This is a genomic window from Streptomyces sp. SAI-127, from assembly GCF_029894425.1.
Lineage (GTDB): Bacteria > Actinomycetota > Actinomycetes > Streptomycetales > Streptomycetaceae > Streptomyces.
In genome coordinates this window covers 8,820,458-8,839,105 of sequence record NZ_JARXYJ010000001.1, presented here as the reverse complement: position 1 = coordinate 8,839,105, position 18,648 = coordinate 8,820,458, and the positions used below count along the sequence as shown (strand labels likewise).

At 70.5% G+C, this 18,648-nt stretch carries 16 protein-coding genes; 3 read left to right on the top strand and 13 right to left on the bottom strand.

Features of this window, described 5'->3' with window-relative positions; genetic code table 11:
• Positions 1–498: 498 nt before the first annotated feature.
• From M2157_RS40670 to M2157_RS40650, 5 genes are all read right to left on the bottom strand, one after another.
• Positions 499–2,877, bottom strand: a complete 2,379-nt coding sequence (locus M2157_RS40670; RefSeq protein WP_280867645.1) for an excinuclease ABC subunit UvrA — start codon at positions 2,875–2,877, stop codon at positions 499–501.
• 54 nt (positions 2,878–2,931) lie between these two features.
• The gene (locus M2157_RS40665; RefSeq protein WP_280856141.1) at positions 2,932–3,279 is read right to left on the bottom strand and encodes a VOC family protein; all 348 of its coding nucleotides are present in this window, start codon (positions 3,277–3,279) and stop codon (positions 2,932–2,934) included.
• 54 nt (positions 3,280–3,333) lie between these two features.
• Complete coding sequence (locus M2157_RS40660) at positions 3,334–3,924, bottom strand: TetR family transcriptional regulator (protein ID WP_266524528.1); 591 nt, start codon at positions 3,922–3,924, stop codon at positions 3,334–3,336.
• A gap of 22 nt (positions 3,925–3,946) precedes the next feature.
• On the bottom strand, positions 3,947–5,998 hold the full coding sequence (locus tag M2157_RS40655; RefSeq protein ID WP_280856142.1) for a discoidin domain-containing protein: 2,052 nt from the start codon (positions 5,996–5,998) through the stop codon (positions 3,947–3,949).
• Positions 5,999–6,155: 157 nt separating this feature from the next.
• Positions 6,156–7,844: a cellulase family glycosylhydrolase gene (locus M2157_RS40650; RefSeq protein ID WP_280867644.1), complete on the bottom strand. Its 1,689-nt coding sequence runs from the start codon at positions 7,842–7,844 to the stop codon at positions 6,156–6,158.
• A gap of 136 nt (positions 7,845–7,980) precedes the next feature.
• Between M2157_RS40650 and M2157_RS40645 the strand changes: the two genes are divergently transcribed.
• The 3 genes from M2157_RS40645 (at position 7,981) to M2157_RS40635 (ending at position 11,052) form a co-directional block, all read left to right on the top strand.
• Positions 7,981–9,147 (top strand): bifunctional class I SAM-dependent methyltransferase/NUDIX hydrolase, encoded by a 1,167-nt coding sequence (locus M2157_RS40645; RefSeq protein WP_280867643.1) that lies wholly within the window; start codon positions 7,981–7,983, stop codon positions 9,145–9,147.
• Between the two features lie 206 nt (positions 9,148–9,353).
• Complete coding sequence (locus M2157_RS40640) at positions 9,354–9,737, top strand: DUF779 domain-containing protein (protein WP_280867642.1); 384 nt, start codon at positions 9,354–9,356, stop codon at positions 9,735–9,737.
• A 76-nt stretch (positions 9,738–9,813) separates the two neighbouring features.
• A complete protein-coding gene (locus tag M2157_RS40635; protein WP_280867641.1) occupies positions 9,814–11,052 on the top strand; it encodes a phosphodiester glycosidase family protein in 1,239 nt (412 codons plus the stop codon).
• Between the two features lie 2 nt (positions 11,053–11,054).
• Here M2157_RS40635 and M2157_RS40630 read toward each other — a convergent pair whose 3' ends face one another.
• From M2157_RS40630 to M2157_RS40595, 8 genes are all read right to left on the bottom strand, one after another.
• The gene (locus tag M2157_RS40630) at positions 11,055–11,249 is read right to left on the bottom strand and encodes a hypothetical protein (protein WP_062047042.1); all 195 of its coding nucleotides are present in this window, start codon (positions 11,247–11,249) and stop codon (positions 11,055–11,057) included.
• A 131-nt stretch (positions 11,250–11,380) separates the two neighbouring features.
• Complete coding sequence (locus tag M2157_RS40625) at positions 11,381–12,238, bottom strand: phosphatidylinositol-specific phospholipase C/glycerophosphodiester phosphodiesterase family protein (RefSeq protein ID WP_280867640.1); 858 nt, start codon at positions 12,236–12,238, stop codon at positions 11,381–11,383.
• Between the two features lie 181 nt (positions 12,239–12,419).
• Positions 12,420–13,502, bottom strand: a complete 1,083-nt coding sequence (locus M2157_RS40620) for an acyl-CoA dehydrogenase family protein (protein WP_280856148.1) — start codon at positions 13,500–13,502, stop codon at positions 12,420–12,422.
• Positions 13,499–14,680 carry an acyl-CoA dehydrogenase family protein gene (locus M2157_RS40615; protein WP_280867639.1) on the bottom strand — a complete coding sequence of 394 codons (1,182 nt, stop codon included), beginning with the start codon at positions 14,678–14,680 and terminating at the stop codon, positions 13,499–13,501. Before M2157_RS40615 ends, M2157_RS40620 begins: the two co-directional genes overlap by 4 nt.
• Positions 14,677–15,645 carry an NADPH:quinone oxidoreductase family protein gene (locus M2157_RS40610; RefSeq protein WP_280856150.1) on the bottom strand — a complete coding sequence of 323 codons (969 nt, stop codon included), beginning with the start codon at positions 15,643–15,645 and terminating at the stop codon, positions 14,677–14,679. The genes M2157_RS40615 and M2157_RS40610 overlap by 4 nt, the downstream gene beginning before the upstream one ends.
• 127 nt (positions 15,646–15,772) lie before the next feature.
• A complete protein-coding gene (locus M2157_RS40605; RefSeq protein WP_280856151.1) occupies positions 15,773–15,967 on the bottom strand; it encodes a hypothetical protein in 195 nt (64 codons plus the stop codon).
• 81 nt (positions 15,968–16,048) lie between these two features.
• A complete protein-coding gene (locus M2157_RS40600; RefSeq protein ID WP_280856152.1) occupies positions 16,049–16,885 on the bottom strand; it encodes a prephenate dehydratase in 837 nt (278 codons plus the stop codon).
• Positions 16,886–16,948: 63 nt separating this feature from the next.
• The gene (locus M2157_RS40595; RefSeq protein ID WP_280867638.1) at positions 16,949–18,598 is read right to left on the bottom strand and encodes a phospholipid carrier-dependent glycosyltransferase; all 1,650 of its coding nucleotides are present in this window, start codon (positions 18,596–18,598) and stop codon (positions 16,949–16,951) included.
• Between the last annotated feature and the right edge of the window lie 50 nt (positions 18,599–18,648).

Genomic DNA, 18,648 nt, shown 5'->3' with positions numbered 1-18,648 from the left:
CATCACCATGCGCAACTGAGCATCGGGGAGGGTGAGCCATGGGTCAAGGGGTCGGTTCCGGCCGGATCGCCGGGGTGGGCGGCCACGGTGCAGGCCGGCGTGCAGGCCGGGGTGGAGGCCGGGTGCACTTGAGACGGTCCCGCCCATCGGACGCACGGGCAGGGGGTGGGCGTGGGCGGCGGCGTCGAAGTGGAAGCGCCGTCTCTGGCACCGCCGACTCAGGGGGCACCCCTCAGGGGGCGCTCCCTCAGGGGGCGCCCCTCAGGGACCACACCCAGGGCCCCGCCGAAGAGAGGCCCGTGTGTTCCTGGAGGCCGCCCGGACGCCGGAGTCGTCGTCGAGGAACCGGCGTCGTCGCACTCGGCCACGACCGGACCCAGGCGCTCTTTGGCCCCGTGCGCGAGAACCTGCTCAACCGCCGAGGACACCTGGCGGCTCCGACGCCGTACGACATCGCGCCCCCGGCCATCACCCCGTACTACCGCGACCGCCGCCCCGTCACTCCCCCACGTAAGCCGCCAGATGCTCCGCCGTGATCGTCGCCCCGGCGGCGACCAGCTCCCCCGGCGTCCCCTCGAACACGATCCGTCCGCCGTCGTGTCCCGCGCCCGGGCCGAGGTCGATGATCCAGTCGGCGTGGGCCATGACCGCCTGGTGGTGCTCGACGACGATGACGGACTTGCCGGAGTCGACGAGCCGGTCGAGCAGGCCCAGCAACTGCTCGACATCGGCGAGGTGAAGGCCGGTGGTCGGCTCGTCGAGGATGTACACCCCGCCCTTCTCCCCCATGTGGGTCGCCAGCTTCAGCCGCTGCCGCTCACCGCCGGACAGCGTGGTGAGCGGCTGGCCGAGGGTGAGGTAGCCGAGCCCGACGTCGGAGAGGCGCTCAAGGATCTTGTGCGCGGCCGGCGTGCGCGCCTCACCGGCCCCGAAGAACTCCTCGGCCTCCGTCACCGGCATCGCGAGCACCTCGCTGATGTCCCGCCCGCCGAGGTGGTACTCGAGGACCGACGCCTGGAACCGCTTCCCCTCGCACTCCTCGCAGGTGGTGGCGACCCCGGCCATCATCGCGAGGTCGGTGTAGACGACCCCGGCCCCGTTGCAGGTGGGGCACGCCCCCTCGGAGTTGGCACTGAACAGCGCCGGCTTCACACCGTTGGCCTTCGCGAACGCCTTGCGGATCGGCTCCAGGAGTCCCGTGTACGTCGCGGGGTTGCTGCGCCGCGAGCCACGGATCGCACCCTGGTCCACGGACACCACCCCCTCCGTGGCCGGGATCGACCCGTGCACGAGCGAGCTCTTGCCGGACCCCGCGACCCCGGTGATCACGGTCAGCACCCCGAGCGGGATGTCGACGTCGACGCCCTGGAGGTTGTGCGTGCTCGCACCGCGGATCTCCAGCGCGCCGGTCGCCTTGCGGACCGTGTCCTTGAGAACGGCCCGGTCGTCGAAGTGGCGCCCGGTGACGGTGCCGCTGGTCCGCAGCCCCTCGACGGTGCCCTCGAAGCAGACCGAACCGCCCGCCGTACCGGCCCCCGGGCCGAGGTCGACGACATGGTCGGCGATCGCGATCGTCTCCGGCTTGTGCTCCACGACGAGCACCGTGTTGCCCTTGTCCCGCAGGCGCAGCAGCAGGTTGTTCATGCGCTGGATGTCATGGGGGTGCAGCCCGATGGTCGGCTCGTCGAAGACGTACGTGACATCGGTGAGGGAGGACCCGAGATGCCGGATCATCTTGGTGCGCTGCGCCTCGCCGCCGGACAGCGTGCCCGAGGACCGGTCGAGGGAGAGATAGCCGAGCCCGATCTCCACGAACGAGTCGAGGGTCTCCCCCAGCGCCGTCAGCAGCGGCCCGACCGACGGCTCGTCCAGTGCCCGCACCCACTCGGCGAGATCGCTGATCTGCATCGCGCAGGCGTCGGCGATGCTGATGCCCTTGATCTTCGAGGACCGGGCGCCCTCGCTCAGCCGGGTGCCCTCGCACTCGGGACAGACCATGAAGGTGATCGCACGGTCCACGAACTCGCGGATGTGCGGCTGCATCGACTCGCGGTCCTTGGCGAGCATCGACTTCTGGATCCGCGGGACGAGACCCTCGTAGGTCATGTTGATGCCCGCGATCTTCATCCGGGTCGGCTCGCGGTACAGGAAGTCCTGGAGCTCCCGCTTGGTGAACCTCCGGATCGGCTTGTCCGCGTCGAAGAAGCCGGACTCGCTGTAGAGGCGGTAGTTCCAGCCGCCGGCCTTGTAGCCGGGGATGGTCATCGCGCCCTCGCTCAGCGACTTGGAGTCGTCGTAGAGCTGGGTGAGGTCGATGTCGTTGACCGTGCCCCGGCCCTCGCAGCGCGGGCACATGCCGCCGACGATGCTGAAGCTGCGGCGCTCCTTCACGGTCTGTCCGCCGCGCTCCATGGTTACCGCGCCCGCCCCGCTGATCGAGGCGACGTTGAAGGAGAACGCCTTGGGCGAGCCGATGTGCGGGGTGCCGAGTCTGCTGAACAGGATCCGCAGCATCGCGTTGGTGTCGGTGACGGTGCCCACGGTGGAGCGCGGGTCGCCGCCGAGGCGCTGCTGGTCGACGGTGATGGCGGTGGTCAGGCCGTCGAGGACGTCGACCTCGGGCCGTGCCAGGGTCGTCATGAAGCCCTGCACGAAGGCGCTGTAGGTCTCGTTGATCAACCGCTGCGACTCCGCGGCGATGGTGTCGAACACCAGCGAGCTCTTGCCGGAGCCGGAGACTCCGGTGAAGACCGTGAGCCGGCGCTTCGGGATCTCGATGCTGACGTCCTTGAGGTTGTTCTCGCGCGCCCCGTGCACGCGGATCAGGTCATGGCTGTCGGCAGCGTGCTGCGCGCCCGTCCTCGTGGCCTTGCTCATGGTGACTTGTCCTCCCGTTTCGACAGCTTCGAACACTATGTCGACCCGCTCGCCTCAGCGCAGCTCCTGGACGCGGATCATGTTGCCCGCGGGGTCGAGAAAGGCACAGTCCCGAATGCCGTACGGCTGCTCGATCGGCTCCTGGATCACCTCTGCGCGGGCCTGGAGCCGCTCGAAGACGGAGTCGAGGTCGGGGGTGGCGAGCAGGAGCTCGGGGTCGTCGCCAGCCGGGTGCAGCACGACCGAGGTCCCGGCCTGCCCCGCGGGCCCGACCGTGAGCCGGCGCATCCCGTCGCGGCCCACGTCACCGCGGACCTCGAAGCCCAGCACGTCCCGGTAGAAGGCCAGGGACGCCTCCGGGTCGTCGTGCGGGAGGAAACTCGCCCGAATCGTGATGTCCATGGCCGTCACGCTAGCCACGGCCTCCGGCCCGCGCTTCTCGAATCCTGACCGGTCTCAGCGCACCAGACCCGCGATGTGCGCCGTGACCGTGTCGAGGATGTCCGCCCAGGCGGCCGCGTCGCCGAGGACGAGGTAGTTCAGGGTGAGCCCGTCGGTCATGGCCGCGAGATAGCGGGCCAGCACGGAGACGGGCACCCGCAGCTGCAGATCCATGTCCCGGCGCAGCTGCTCGATGAGCTCGGCGTAGGCCTCGCCGTACAGCTCGTACTGGCGCCTGGCCAGGTGCTCGAATCCCGGCTCGCGCAGGGCGTACTGGGTGAGCTCGTAGGTGAGCATGTGCGCCTCGGGGTGGGCGCGGACATGGTCCCAGTACGCCCGGAACCCGGCGGCGACGGTCTCCTCCAGAGTGTCCCGGGGGCGCAGCGCCTCCTTGACCACGGTGACGGAGTGGTCGGTGAGGGTCGTGATGACGGCCTCGAGCAGGGCCTGCTTGGAGTCGAAGCAGTAGTGGAAGACGCTGAGGGACACGCCGGCCTCGGCGGCGATGGACCGGGTCGTCGTCTTCGCGACGCCGTCCCGGGCCATCGCCCTGATCGCGGCCTCGGTCAGCTGCCGGCGCCGCTCGGCCGATGGCATACGTGCCATGCGTGTCCCCCGTTGTCGTGCGTCAGGCGCTGTGGACGCCGACCTCGTTGAGCGAGTATCCCCAGTCGGTGCCGCGGTCGAGTCCGTGGACACGGACGTAACGGGCCGGAGTACCGGTGAACTTGGCGGTGTCCAGGCCGCCGTCCCCGGAGGTGGTCGACCAGACGGTCTGCCAGTTCGCCCCGTCGGTCGAGAGCTCGATCCGGTACGACGTCCCGTACGCCCGCTCCCAGTCGAGCGTGACCTTGGAGACCCGGTTCGTGGAGCCCAGGTCGACCTGCCACCACTGATCGTCGCTCCAGTCGCTCGCCCAGCGGCTGGAGTCGTCGCCGTCCACGGCCCGCCCCGGCTGATAGCTGGTGAACGGATTGGACTCGGACGAACTGGCCGTCGCCGTCTTCCCGCTGGCGAGGTCGACGGACGCCTGGTGCTGCTCGGAGGCTCCCCACGTGTCGAGGTAGGACTCGGCGCCCCGGAAGAGGTCGTCCACGACACCCCGGCCGCCGACGAGCCGGATGTCCTCGATCCAGTCCGGGATCATGCCGACATGGGCGGCCCCGTCGGTGTTGAAGTCGAAGGTGCGCTGCCCGGACGTCTGCTTGTCGATGACCGAACCGCCGTCGACGCTCTTGAAGGGGTACGTCACCTTGTTCGCGGCGTCCGCTCCGCGCGGTGCGGGGTGGTCGCCGATGCCGTTGAAGTCGGTGCCGTAGCCGTAGCCCACGTCGTACTTCTCGCGCAGCGCATCGGTGCGCTCGGCCTCCGCGGCGAACCCTTCGGAGCCGTGCATGTACTGGGCGACGAAGCCGCCGAGCGAGTAGACCCGCTCGGTCCAGTTGAGGTCCATCCAGCTGTGCGAGGAGAGCACGCCGGGGTAGTTCGCGGCCTCGAAGATGTCGAGGACCTGACCGGTGGCCTTGACGCTCATGTGGTCGATCTCGAGCATCATCTTGCGTTTCATCATGCCGCGCACGGCGTACTCGCCGAGATCGGTGAGCCCGCGGACATTGCACTGCGCGGCCTTGTCGTACTCCGGGACCTCGGTGCCGGCCGGCAGGTCGTCCTCCGCCTCGGAGGCCGCCGTACCGATGGGGTTGTCGTGCTGCGGTCCCTTGCAGGTCTCGGTCTTCCAGAAGGTGCCGGTGGACAGGAACTGCCCGACGTTGATGGCGGTTCCGAGGCCGCCCTCGTCGAAGCGGACACCGCACAGGGCGTTGTCGAACTTGTGGCACAGGAACATGGAGCGCACGCCCAGCCCGTACAGCTCGTCGAGCCCCTTGTCGATGTCCGCCTTGCTGCACTGCCCGATGTCGAGGATCTGCTTGCAGCCGAACGGTTCGGAGGTCTCCACACCGAGAACGACCGCCAACTTGCCCTGCTGGATGACCTGCCGGGCCTGCGCGCTGTCGGTGACGATCCGGAACCAGCCCTTGCCGGTGCCGCCGTACATCTTGTCGATGAAGGCCTGGAGGTCGTACGTCATCCTGGCCTGCAGCCGGATCGAGGTCATCTCGTCACAACTGCGGTCCTTGAAGGGGTAGACGGAGCAGATCATGCCGTTGGTGACGAGGTCGTTGACCAGCACCCGCTGCCCGCCGCGCCAGGCGCGCTCCACCCAGGCGTAGTAGTTGGCCTGGTGGGTCATGGAGTCGTATGCCGGCCAGTCCTTGAAGGTCGGCCAGCCGACCGGGTCGTGCTTGCCGTCGCCACCGTGGGTGATGTAGTCGAAGAGCGCGAGGGTGCCGTCGGGGTAGTGCTCGGGACAGTCCTTGAGCGCGTCGGCGACTCCGGACTCGGAGAACACCTTGCCGCAGATCAGCCGGCCGCCGAAGGCCTCGTTGGAGAAGAGGTGGTTGTGGGCGTCGACGAACCCGCTCACCTCGCCCGCGGAGTTGGTGCCGGTGAAGGGCGCTCCCGTCACGTTGATCTGGGCGTCGGGGGTGGGCCTGGAGGCCGGTGTCCACCAGTCGGTGGCCGCCGAACTCGGCGTGGGGCCCAGGATCGTGGCCAGCACCAGGAAGAGCACGGAGGTGATGGTGATGTTCTTGCGTCGGCGGCAGGTGCGTCCGGCCATGGCCCACGTCCCTCGGTCGGCGGGAGGCGCCGTCGACCGAGGGCGTTTTGACTGCCCTTGGAATTGTCATGACCGGCGCAATAGATGCGTCGAGGATCGCGACTGAGCACGTTCCGAGTCAAGAGTCCGGGACAGTTGACCTGATACCTCGGGTACATCAACCGTTCACGCAGGCCGCCCCGTTGAGCGTGAAGGCCGTGGGTGCGGTGTTCGTGGCGCCCTTGCTGCCGATGAAGCCGACGGTGACCGAGCCCCCGGCCGGGATCGTGTTGGTGTAGGAGGCCGGGGTGACGGTCACCGCCCCGCCGCTCTGCGCGGCGGTCCCGCCCCACATGTTGGAGACGGTCTGCCCGTTGGCGAAGGTGAAGGCGAGCTTCCAGCCGCTGACGGCGGACGTGCCGGTGTTGCGGATGGCGATCTCGCCCTGGAAACCGCCCTGCCACTCGCCGACCACGCGGTAGCCGACGGAACAGCTCCCCGCGGGCGTGTCGGCGGTGGTGACGCTCACCGTCGCCGAGCGGGCCGACCGGTTCCCGGCCGCGTCACGGGCGTAAACGGCGAAGGAGTACGCCGTGCCCGCGGTCAGGCCCGTCACGGTCACCGAATTCGCCGTCGAGGCCGCGACCTTCGTCTCGGTGCCGCCGCTGACCCGGACGACGTCGTAGCCGGCGACGCCAACGTTGTCAGTGGACGCCGTCCAGGACAGGTTCGCCGAGGTCGCCGTCACCGCCGAGGCGGTCGGGGTGCCGGGTGCGGTAGGGGCGTGGGTGTCACCGGAACCGCCGCCGAAAACGGTGGCTTCCTTGGCGGTCTGCGCGATGCCGTTGGCGCCGTTGAAGATGCGCTGACCCCACGAAGTCGTCTGCGCCGGATCGAAGTTGAGCACGAGGTCGAGGATCGGGTCGGTGTTGCCGCTCCAGGACCAGGCCAGGTAACCGATGTCGAGCTGCTCGGCGGTGGCCATCATGGTGTCCTCGTCCGGATCGCCCCACTGGTCGGCGGGGCCGCCGAACTCCCCGATCAGAATGGGCAGTTTGGCGCTGACGAAGGCGTTGAGATAGTCGGTGATCTCCGCCGCGGTGTCGAAGACGCTGTACATGTGGATCGAGAAGATCAGGTTGCCGGTGGTGTCGGCGGCGTAGACGCTCTGGGCGTTGGTGCGCATGACTTGCTGCCAGTCCTGGCCCCAGTTGGGGGCGTCCACCATGATCGTGTGCTCGAAGCCGGCGTTGCGGAGCTTCTGGATCGCGGCGATCGTCGGGGCGGTCCAGCCGGCGGGGTCGGTGTTGCCCCAGGGCTCGTTGCCGATGTTGATGACGATGTAGTTCTCCTGGCCGGCGAGCACGCTCTTCAGGCCGATCCAGTAGTCGGCGGCCTGGTCGAGGGTGCCGGCCGCGCTGTCCTCGCCGTATCCCGTGGTGTCGTGCACCTCCAGGACGCAGATGAGCCGGTTTGCCTTGCACTGGGCGATGACGTTGGCCACGTCCGAGGCGGTGTTGGCGGTCCAGCGGTGGCCATCGGCGAGGACCACCCGGACGGTGTTGGCGCCCTGCGCCTTGATGTCGGCCAGCGACCCCAGTTCGTTCGGGTACCAGGTGTGGGCGTGATTGACGCCACGCATGACGAAGTCGTTGCCGTTGCCTTCGACCAGGCGGCCGTCGCTGATGTGCAGACCGGCGGCCTTGGTGCCGGGCTCCTCGGCGGCCTGGGCCGCGCTCGGGCAGAGGGCGCCGAGCACCACCAGTGCGATGAGGGCGGCCAGTCTGGCCAATAACGTGCTCAGGGGGCTCTTTCTTGTTCTTCTCACTGCGGCTCCAGGGATGGGTGAGGCAGTCGGAAGGAGCATGGGAGCGCTCCCATAGAAGCCACTCCGCCAAGTACACGTCAAGACAAGGGACGGAAATGGGCGGTGGCCCTCGGCAACTCGGTGGTCCGGCGCTCGCATAGGGTCCGAACCTCGACCACCGCATCCGGGAGGCACGTTGACCACGCGACCCGTCGGCCCCGACGCCGTCAACGCCGAGGCCTGGCACGCCTACGGCGACCACCATCTGCGGCGCGGCACGGTCCTGCCGGAGCTCGAGCGGTTCGACTGGGGCCTCCGGGGCACCGGGCCGGGCGCCGAGATCCTCGGCGAGCTGGCCGGGCGGCGCGTGCTGGACCTCGGGTGCGGCCCGGCCCGGCACGCGGCGCATCTCGTCCAGATGTACGGCGCCTCGGTGGACGCGGTCGACTCCTCCCCCACACAGCACGAACGGGCCCTCACGCGCTACGGCTCCCTGCCCGGACTGCGCCTGATCAGGGCGGACGCCGTCGAGCACCTCGGCGCGGCAGAGCCGTACGACGTCGTCTACTCCGTCAACGCGGTGCCCTACGTCGATCCCCGCCGACTGCTGCCCGCTCTCGCCGCCGCGCTCCGACCCGGCGGAACGCTGTGCTTCACCGTGCTGCACACCAACTCCCGAGGAGAGGGCCCGTCGTCGGTCGTCGAATCCCGGCCCGAGATCCTGCGGCTCGCCGGGGGCGGGGAGGTCGCCGTACGGATGTGGGTGCTGACTCCGGAACTCTGGACGGACCTGCTCGGCGAGCACGGTCTGCGGGTCGAGGGGATCGACGTCCTCGACGCGCCGGAGGAGGGCAACCACGCCTCCTACCGGATCGTCCGGGCGACCCGGCCGGTCCGGGTCTCCTCCCGCCCACGCGCCAGCCGCCCTCCGGTCCCGCACGCGGCGATCGGCGTCGGCGCCATCCTGTACGGCCCTCGCGGACTGCTTCTCGGCCGGCACCGGCGCGGGACCTGGGAGTTGCCGGGCGGCACGGTGGAGGCCGGGGAGTCGCTGGCGGAGACGGTCGTGCGCGAACTGCGCGAGGAGACCGGCATCGAGGCCCGCCCGGCAGACGTCCGGCTACTGGGCACGCTCCTCGACGACGTGGAGGGCGTGGTGCGGATGACCGTGGCCGCCCGGGTCACCGCCTGGCGGGGCGAACCCTCGGACCAGCCCGACGAACGCGTCGGCGACTGGCGCTGGTTCGCCCTGGACCGGCTGCCGGAGAACTTGTTCGTGTGCAGCGCCCAGGGCCTGACCGCATGGCGCCCGGACCTGCCGATCGACCACACGCCGGCCCACTTCACGCCGTACGCCGGCTAGGAGGGGAAGAACAGTGACCGGCCAGGGAGTCTCCTCACGCTCGTCCCATTCGGCGGCCGCGGGGCAGCGCAGAGTCCTTCTCAAGGACGAGGAGGATGCCCGGTACCAGTGGAACCCGGCTCCCATCGACCTGTCCTGAAGCCGCACGCTGCCGCACTGCGCCCTGCAACCCCCTCGCAACCTTCCCCGTGCTGCACTCGACGACCATGGACGAGGATTCCGCACGTGCCGTGTACGACGAGGTGCCGCGCGTCGAGCTCACGCCCGCGGCCGCCGAGCTGCTGCGCCGGCTGCGCGAGGCGCACGGGCCGCTGATGTTCCATCAGTCCGGCGGCTGCTGCGACGGCAGCGCGCCCATGTGCTACCCGGCGGGCGAGTTCCGCACCGGCGGCTCGGACGTGCTGCTCGCCGAGCTGAACGTGCCGGGGGTCGAGGAGCCGGTGACGTTCTGGATGTCGAGGAGCCAGTACGCGGTGTGGAGCCACACCCGGCTGATCGTGGACGTCGTCGAGGGCCGGGGCAGTGGGTTCTCGCTGGAGGCGCCCGAGGGGGTACGTTTCCTGATCCGTTCGCGTGTGGTCGGCGCATAGCCGTCGCCTGTGTCATCGCTGTCTGATGCACTCTTCCTGAGGCCTGGGAACAGTTGACGAGACATCAGGGAGAGCTGTGACGCATCGTCAAAGGCGTTTACGCGCCGGCAGATCGGTACTGACGTTTCTCGCGGCACTCGGCACGCTGGCCGGTGCGGCCCTGGTGGGGGCGGCGCCGGCCGGCGCCGCGCAGGGGTGGACACGGCTCGCGACCGGTGTGCGGTACGAGGAGTTCGACATCGACGCGGCCGCGGGGGTGGCGCACGCCCATGTGATCGGCGTGGACCTGAGCGATCCGCGGGTGCGGCTGGAGCTGTTGTATCCGGGGGCGGTGGCGGCGCGGGCCACGGTGTCCCGGCTGGCCACCGCGCAGGGCGCGCTCGCGGGGGTGAACGGCGACTTCTTCAACATCACGGAGACCCAGCACCCGGGCGTCGAGGCCACCGGCGCGAGTGTGGGCCCGGCGATCGCGCAGGGCCGCGTGCTCAAGGCGGCGGTGCCGGACGGTCAGCGTTTCGGGCCCGCACTGCCGTCCGGCACGAGCACCAAGGACGTGTTCGGCGTGGGCACCGACCGTCTGGCCCGCCTTGACGGCCTGGCGCTCGACGGGTCGGTGCGGACGCCCGAGGGGCAGCTGCCGCTCGGCGGGCTGAACCAGTACGCGCTGCCCGTGGGTTCGGTCGGGGCGTTCACCTCGGACTGGGGCAGCGCCTCCCGGGTGCGGTCGACCTGCGGGACGGACACCGACCGGGCCGCCCCGTGCAGCACGGACACCTACGAGGTGACGGTCCGCGCCGGTCAGGTCGTGGCCACGGCAGACGCCCCGGGCGGCGGACCGATCGCCGACGGCACCACCGTGCTGGTGGGCCGGGAGGCGGGCGCGCAGCAACTGCGGAAGCTGTCCGTGGGCGCGGCGGTGACGGTGAAGCACCGACTGGTCGCGGCCTCGGCGAAGGTTCCGTACCGCTTCGCGCTCGGCGGCTACCCGGTGCTCGACGGCGGCCGGCCGCTGCCCGGCCTCGACGACACGACGTCGGCCGTGCGCACGGCCGTGGGTGTCGCGGACGGCGGACGGCGGCTGTATCTCCTCGCGCTGGACGGGGCGCCGGACCATCGCAGTGGGCTGACGATCGCCGAAGTGGCGGAGACCATGCGGACGTTGGGCTCCGTCGACGCTTTCAGCCTGGACGGCGGGGGTTCCACAACCATGGCCGCCCGGATGCCGGGCACGAGCTCCGTCGCCGCTCTCAACCACCCTTCTGGCGGGGCCGAGCGGCCCGTGCCGAACGGCATCGGGGTCTTCTTCTCGGGCTGAGGTCAGGGGCGCAGGCTGCTGACGATGTCGGCCGTCGCCGTGAGACCGCTGTGGATGGTGGGCGCGATGCTCGTACCGGCGAGCAGGAACCCGAACAGCGCGCACACCAGCGCGTGGGAGACCTTGAGTCCGCCGCTGCGCAGGAAGATCACCGCCAGGATCAGCAGCAGCACCACTAGGGAAATGGAAATCGCCATGGACAGCCTCCTCCGCCACGCCGCCGGGTCCGATTCGCGGCGTTCGGGCGCAAGTGTGGCGTAGCGGAGGGTTCGTCCGGGCGGCTGAAGTGTCCTCCGAACGAGTGGTGTCCGTCCTCGTTCCGAGGCGCCTATCGGTGGGCGCCCAGGAAGGCCTCCAGGCCTGCCAGGTCGTCGGTGTTGAGGTGGTCGACGCCGGCGGCGAGAAGTTCGGCCCACAGCGCGTCCCGGGCGGGGCCCGCGAGGTCCGGGGTGGCCCAGAACCGCACCTTCTGCCCGCGCGCGTGGGCCTGCTGGACGATGGTCCGCAGCTTCTGCCGCTCGGCGTCGGGGAAGACGCCCTCGCCGAGCCAGGTGAAGTTGAGCGTCCAGTTGTCGCTGATCAGCGGGATGAGGGAGGCGGGCGCCGAGGTGCCGAGGTCGGCGAGCCGGCCGTCGTAGAAGGCCCGGCGCACGGACTGGGCCTCCATCGGGACACGGGCGGCGCGGTCGCCGGAGATCACGGCGGTCACCGGACCGGGGACGACCTTGCCGTGCACGTACGTCGTGAACAGATGCCGGTAACGCCGCAGATGGCGGTCGAGCTCGAGGTAGGTCGAGGAGCCCTCGGTCTTGATGTCGACGAGCAGTTGCAGGGGACGGCGGTAACCCCGGTAGACCGAACCGTGGTTGGCCTTGACGATCCTGGCCAGCGGGTCGAGGTAGAGGGACTCGAGGGTACGCGTCGGGTCGAGGTCGTCCACGGTGTGGCCGATGAGGAGCTGTTCGCCGACGAGGAAGATGTCGGCCTCGACGCTGCCGAAACGGTGGTCGAGGGCGTCGAGGAGAGGGCGCGGATGCTCGTAGTCGTTGTGGGCGTGGGCGCGCCACAACGGACGGGGGCGGTGCCTCTGACTTCCGGCCCAGGCGCTGCCGGCGGGCGGGGCGAGCGTCGCGGCGACCGCGGCGCCGAGGGTGGTGAGGGCTCTGCGACGAGTGATGAGGGCCATGTTCTGCCTCCCTGTGGGGCGGGTCGAAACCACAGGGAGTATGGGGCACTTCAGCCCTCAATGAACCTGTACATGCCAGGAGTTGGCCGGACTGCCGCCGCTCGTTCACTCCGTCCGCGCGGGCGCACGGAAAAGCCCGCCCCAGGTGGGGCGGGCTTCACCGGCGTTCACCGGGTGACGCTCAAGGTGCCTGGAGGTCGACGAGTTCGGCCAACCGGGCGCGATGCGTGCCCGCCGTGCCGTAGGCGATCGAGTCGGCCTTGGCACGCTTCAGATACAGGTGCACCGGGTGCTCCCAGGTCATGCCGATCCCCGCGTGCAGCTGGAGCGCCTCCTCGGCGGCGTGCACCGCGACGGATGCCGCGTAGGCCTGCGCGACGGCGACCGCCACGTCGGCGTCCTCACCCGTCGCGAGCGCGTCGGCCGCGTTCCGGGCGGCGGCACGGAGGTTGACGACCTCCAGCCACAGCTGGGCGAGCCGGTGCTTGAGCGCCTGGAACCCGCCTACGGGCCGGTTGAACTGCTTGCGCTCCTTGAGGTAGCGCACGGTCTCGGTCAACGTCCAGTCGGCGAGCCCGAGTTGCTCGGAGGCGAGCAGTCCGGCGCCGGCCCGGAGCGCGCGGTGCACGGCGACTTCGGCGTCACCCAGCAGGCGACCTCGGGCCCCGTCGAGGGTGACGGTGGCGAGCGGACGGGTCAGGTCGAAGGAGACCTGCGGAGTGACGGTCGCGGAGATGGCCTCCACCGCGTACAGCCCGCCGTCGTCCGCGGGCACGAGCAGCACGTCGGCCGCCTGAGCGTCCGCGATCGCCGACAACTCCCCGTGCAGGGTGCCGTCTTCGTGGCGTACGACCTTGTAGGCGCCGCCGGGGGCGACGCTCAGGGAGACGGCGAGGGCGCCGGTCTTCCGTCCGGAGGCGAGCTCGGCGAGGAGGTCGTCGGTGTCGCAGGCGAGCAGGGCCTCGGTGGCGACGACCGCACTGGTGAGGTAGGGCACGGGAGCGACCGCGCGACCCAACTCCTCCAGGACTACCGCGACTTCGCGGTGCGTGGCGCCCTGACCGCCCTTGTCCTCGGGCACCAGGAGCCCCGCGAGGCCCATGCCGTCGGCGAGGGCCTTCCAGGCCGCGAGGTCGTGCGGGGTGTCCGACTCGGTGCGGGCGATCACACCCGGCGCGTCGCAGTGGTCGGCGAGGAGGTCCCGAACGGCGGCCCGCAGCGCCTCTTCCTCCTCCGAGTACAGCAGTTCGGGCTGTGCGCTCATCGGGACAGGTCCTTCCAGGCGACGTCCTTGTCGGTACGCGGCTCGGCCGGGAGGCCCAGGACGCGCTCGGCGACGATGTTCAGCAGGACCTCGCTGGTCCCGCCCTCGATGCTGTTGCCCTTGGAGCGCAGGTAGCGGTAGCCGGCGTCGCGGCCGGTGAAGTCCACCAGCTCCGGGCGCCGCAGGGTCCAGTCGTCGTACAACAGGCCCTCCTCGCCACGCAGTTCGACCTCCAGGCCGCTGATCTCCTGGTTGAGGCGGGCGAAGGCGAGCTTCATGCCGGCGCCCTCGGGTCCCGGCTGTCCGGCGACCAGCTGCTGGCGCAGGCGCTCCGCGGTGAGGCGGGCGACCTCGGAGTCCACCCAGAGCTTCAGCAGACGCTGGTGCAGGTCCTGGGTGCGCAGCTCGGGGCGCTCGCGCCAGGTCTTGGAGACCGGGCCGATCATGCCGCCCTCGCGGGGCAGCCGCATGCCGCCGATCGCGACGCGCTCGTTGTTCAGCGTGGTCTGCGCGACCTTCCAGCCGTCGCCGACGTCACCGAGCCGGCAGCTGTCGGGGATGCGGACGTCGGTGAGGAAGACCTCGTTGAACTCGGCCTCGCCGGTGATCTGGCGCAGCGGCCGCACCTCGACACCCGGGTCGGTCATGTCGCAGAGGAAGTAGGTGATGCCCGCGTGCTTGGGCACGTCCGGGTCGGTGCGGGCGATGAGGATGGCCCAGCGGGAGTTGTGGGCGCCGGACGTCCACACCTTCTGCCCGTTGACCACCCAGCTGTCGCCCTCCCGCACGGCCCGGGTGCCGAGCGCGGCGAGGTCGGATCCGGCGCCGGGCTCGCTGAACAGCTGGCACCAGACCTCCTCCCCCACCCACAGGGGCCGCAGGAAGCGCTGCTTCTGCTCCTCCGTGCCGTACCTGAGGATCGTCGGCGCGGCCATGCCGAGGCCGATGCCGTTGCGCCGCGGGTCGTTGTCGGGAGCGCCCGCGGCCTCCAACCCGGCGTCCACGACGGCCTGGAGGGAACGGGGTGCGTTCAGGCCGCCGAGTCCCTCCGGATAGTGCACCCAGGCGAGGCCGGCGTCGAAGCGGGCCTTGAGGAAGTCGAGCCGGTCCGTGGTCGCGGGCGGGTGTGCGGCCAGCAACTCGGCGGTGCGGCGCGTGAGTTCGGCTGCGTCGGTCATGCCTGTGCTCCCGTGGGTACGACGGCGATCCGGCCGGTGGTCACCCCGTCGCCGAGGCGCTGCACGGCGTCCGCGGCCCCGGCGAGCGGCACCCGCTCGCTGACCAGCGGCTTGATCGCGCCCCGGGCGGCCAGTTCGGTGAGCTGCTCGTGGCAGTGCTGGACCAGCTTCGGGTTCTTGGTGTTGTACAGGCCCCAGTGCAGGCCCAGGATCGCGTAGTTCTTCACCAGGGCGTGGTTGAGGCCGGGGCTCGGAATGGTTCCGCTGGCGAAGCCGACGACCACGATCCGCCCTTCGAAGGCGACGACCTTGGTCGACTGCGTGTAGGCCTCGCCGCCCACGGGGTCGTAGATCACATCCGCGCCCCGGCCCCCGGTGGCCTCCTTCACGGCGGCGACGACGTCCTCGCTCCGCCGGTCGACCACCACGTCACAGCCCAGCTCCCGGGCGACGGCCGCCTTCTCGGCGCCGCCGACGACACCGATGACGGTGGCCCCGGCCGCCTTCCCGAGCTGCACGGCCGCGCTGCCGACCCCTCCTGCGGCAGCGTGGACGAGCAGCGTCTCACCGGCCTCCAGGTGAGCCCGCCGGTGCAGCCCGAACCAGCCCGTCTGGTAGCCAATGTGCAGGGCCGCGGCCTCGGCGTCGTCCAGCGAGTCCGGCGCGGACAGCAGAGCGGCGGCGTCGGCGACGGCGTACTCGGCGAAACCGCCGTACGGCAGCGCGGGGTTGGCGATCACGCGCCGCCCGTCCTCGGTCTCGCCGCAGATCTCCACGCCCGGCGTGAAGGGCAGCGGCGGCCGGACCTGGTAGTGGCCGCGGCACATCAGCACGTCCGGGAAGTTGATGTTCGCGGCGCGCACCTTGAGCAGGACCTGGCCGTCACCGGGAACGGGCCGCGCCACGTCCGCGAGGCGCATCACCTCGCTCGGCTCGCCGTTCTCGTGCACTTGCCAAGCCTGCATGGGGGCCTCCACGGGACTGCGTCGTCATGCCGGGGTCTGACCGGGGTTCTCCGCATACTAAGCGGTCGCTTGCCGATCAGGGAACAGCCCGCGGGAGAGAGTCCCGACACAGCGGACGCCCCTCCGCCTACAGCCCGAGGTCGAGGGCCAGGCAGGAGTAGTACTTCCAGTCGCCCTCGGGGTTGTACGAGGCGTTCGCCGCGCGACCGGGGGCGGCCTCCACGTCTTCGGTCATGTCCTCGAAGCGGATGCGTTCGGGGAGGCTGCCGTAGCGCAGGTGCCGTGCTGCCGTGTCGGCGTCCAGGGTGACGTCCTTGCTCATGGCCGTTCTCCACTTCGTCGGAGGACCACCAGCGTGCACGCTCTACGCGTCACCCGTCAAGGCGGTGACGCACCATCTCGCTCAGTGCTCCAGCCGGTGCGGATGGGACGGGTACACGCCCAGGATGCGTACCTCGGTGGAGAAGAACCCCAGTTCGTGCAGGGCGAGGGCGACGTGCTGCTCGTCGGGGTGGCCCTCGATCTCGGCGTAGAAGCGACTGGCGTTCAGCCCCGCGCCGATCTGATAGCTCTCGATCTTCGTGAGGTTCACCCCGCTGGTGGCGAACCCGCCGAGCGCCTTGAAGAGTGCGCTGGGGATGTTGCGCACGGAGAAGAACAGGCTCGTCATCGTCGGTTCCCCGGTGTGCGGGGCCACGACGGCCTCCCGGGACAGGACGACGAACCGGGTGGTGTTGTCCGGGTCGTCCTCGACCCCGGAGCGCAGCACGTCGAGGCCGTACAGCCCGGCCGCGGCGGGCGGGGCGAGCGCCGCGTGCCGCGGATCCGCCAGCTCGGCCACCTCACGCGCCGCTCCGGCCGTGTCGTCGGTGACGAGGGTGCGCCAGCCGCCCTCCCGCAGCACCTTGCGGCACTGCCCGAGAGCATGCACATGGCTGCGCACGCACTCCACCTGATCCGGTGTCGCCCCGGGCACGCCCATAAGGTCGAAGCGGATGGCGAGGAAGTGCTCGGCGATGATGAACAGCCCCGACTCGGGCAGCAGATGGTGTACGTCCGCCACCCGACCGGCCGCGGAGTTGTCCACCGGGATCACGGCGAGGTCGGCGGTGCCGAGCGTCACCGCGTCCAGAGCCTGCTCGAAACTCGTGCAGGGCTGCTCGGCGCACCCGGGGTACAGGGTGTGCGCGGCGGTCGCCGAGTTGGATCCGGGTTCACCTTGGTAAGCGACGGTCGTCACGGGGTTCGTTCTCTTGTCCTCGGGGCGGCAGAAGCTCCGTAACGTATCAGGGAAGCCCCGCTCTCAGATCCAGGTGTCCAGCCACATCCTGGAGTGCCAGTCGGCGTACGGAATCGTCTCCCCGGTGTAGAGCGGGAAGAAGTAGATGAAGTTCCAGGCGATGAGCAGGACGAGGGTGCCCGCGGCCACCGCGCCCTGTGTGCGCCGTCCGCGGGCCGCCCCCGGTGGCCCCAGGATCGCGCCCACCGTCATCGCCACGGCCAGACACAGGTACGGCACGAAGACGACCGAGTAGAAGGAGAAGGCCGTTCGGTCCTGGTACAGGAACCAGGGCAGGTACCCCGCGCCCACCGCGCACAGGACGGCGCCGGCCCGCCAGTCGCGGCGCAGCGCCCAACGGAAGAGCAGGTAGAGCAGGGCGCCGCACGCCGACCACCACAGAAGCGGTGTGCCGAGGGCGAGGACGGTCTGGGAACAGTCGACCGACGTGGTGCAGCCGTCCTGTCCGGGTTTCGGCGACTGGTAGTCGAACAGCACGGGTCGGCCCTGGACCAGCCAACTCCAGGGGTTCGACTCGTACTTGTGCGGGCTGTGCAGCCCCACGTTGAAGTCGTACACCAGGTACTCGTAGTGCCACAGGCTGCGGAGCGGGGCGGGGATCCATGACCAGGTGCCGCCGCGGCCGTCGGCCCAGTGGCGCCCGTAGCCGTCGTCGGACAGGAACCAGCCGGTCCAGGTCGCCAGATAGGTCGTCAACGCGACCGGGACCAGGGACACCACCGACGGGCCGAGGTCCTTGCGCAGCACCGCCCGGTAGGGATCGCCGGCCCCGGCCACGCGGCGGGAGCCGACATCCCACAGCACCGTCAGGAGCACGAAGAAGACCAGCACGTACAGGCCGTTCCACTTGGTGGAGGCGGCCAGCCCCAGGAAGACGCCGGCCGCGAGCCGCCAGGGACGCAGCCCGGTTCCGGCGTGGTCACCGGTGTGCTCGTCCGGGCGGGCGCGGCCGTCCTCGCCGACCGGCAGGGCGGCCGCGAGCCGGGCCCGTGCGTGGTCCCGGTCGACCAGCAGGCAGCCGAATGCCGCCAGGACGAAGAACATGACGACGAGGTCCAGCAGGGCGGTGCGGCTCATCACGACATGCAGACCGTCCACCGCGAGAAGCGCGCCGGCCAGACAGCCCAGCAGTGTCGAACGGAACAGACGGCGTCCGATGCGGCACAGCATGAGCACCGACAGGGTGCCCAGGGCCGCCGTCATGAAGCGCCAGCCGAACGGGGTGAGACCGAACATCCACTCGCCGAGGGCGATCACCCACTTGCCCGTCGGCGGGTGCGCGACGAACGCCCCCGTGTCGGAGAGCGAGACGACCTGGGGGTGGGCGAGGATCTGCGGGTCGGCGATCTTCCGGTCCGGCCAATTGCCCTCGTAGCCGAGGCGCAGCAGGGACCAGGCGTCCTTGGCGTAATACGTCTCGTCGAAGACCACGGCCCGCGGGCGGCCGAGGTGCCGGAAACGGATCGCCCCGGCCAGGACGGCGACGAGCACCGGCCCCAGCCAGTCCCACACCGACGACTTCGGAAAGCGCGGAACGAGACGCTCGCGAAGGTCGGTTCCCGGCCGGGCCGCGTATCCGAATCGGCGAAGTCGCGCCTGCCAGTCCCGGGGAGCTGTCGTCGGACGGGTGCCGACGACGGAGGAACGGGTCACATCGCTGCTCGTCACCGGACGGCCTGCCCTGCCGCGGAGTGCGCCCGGGT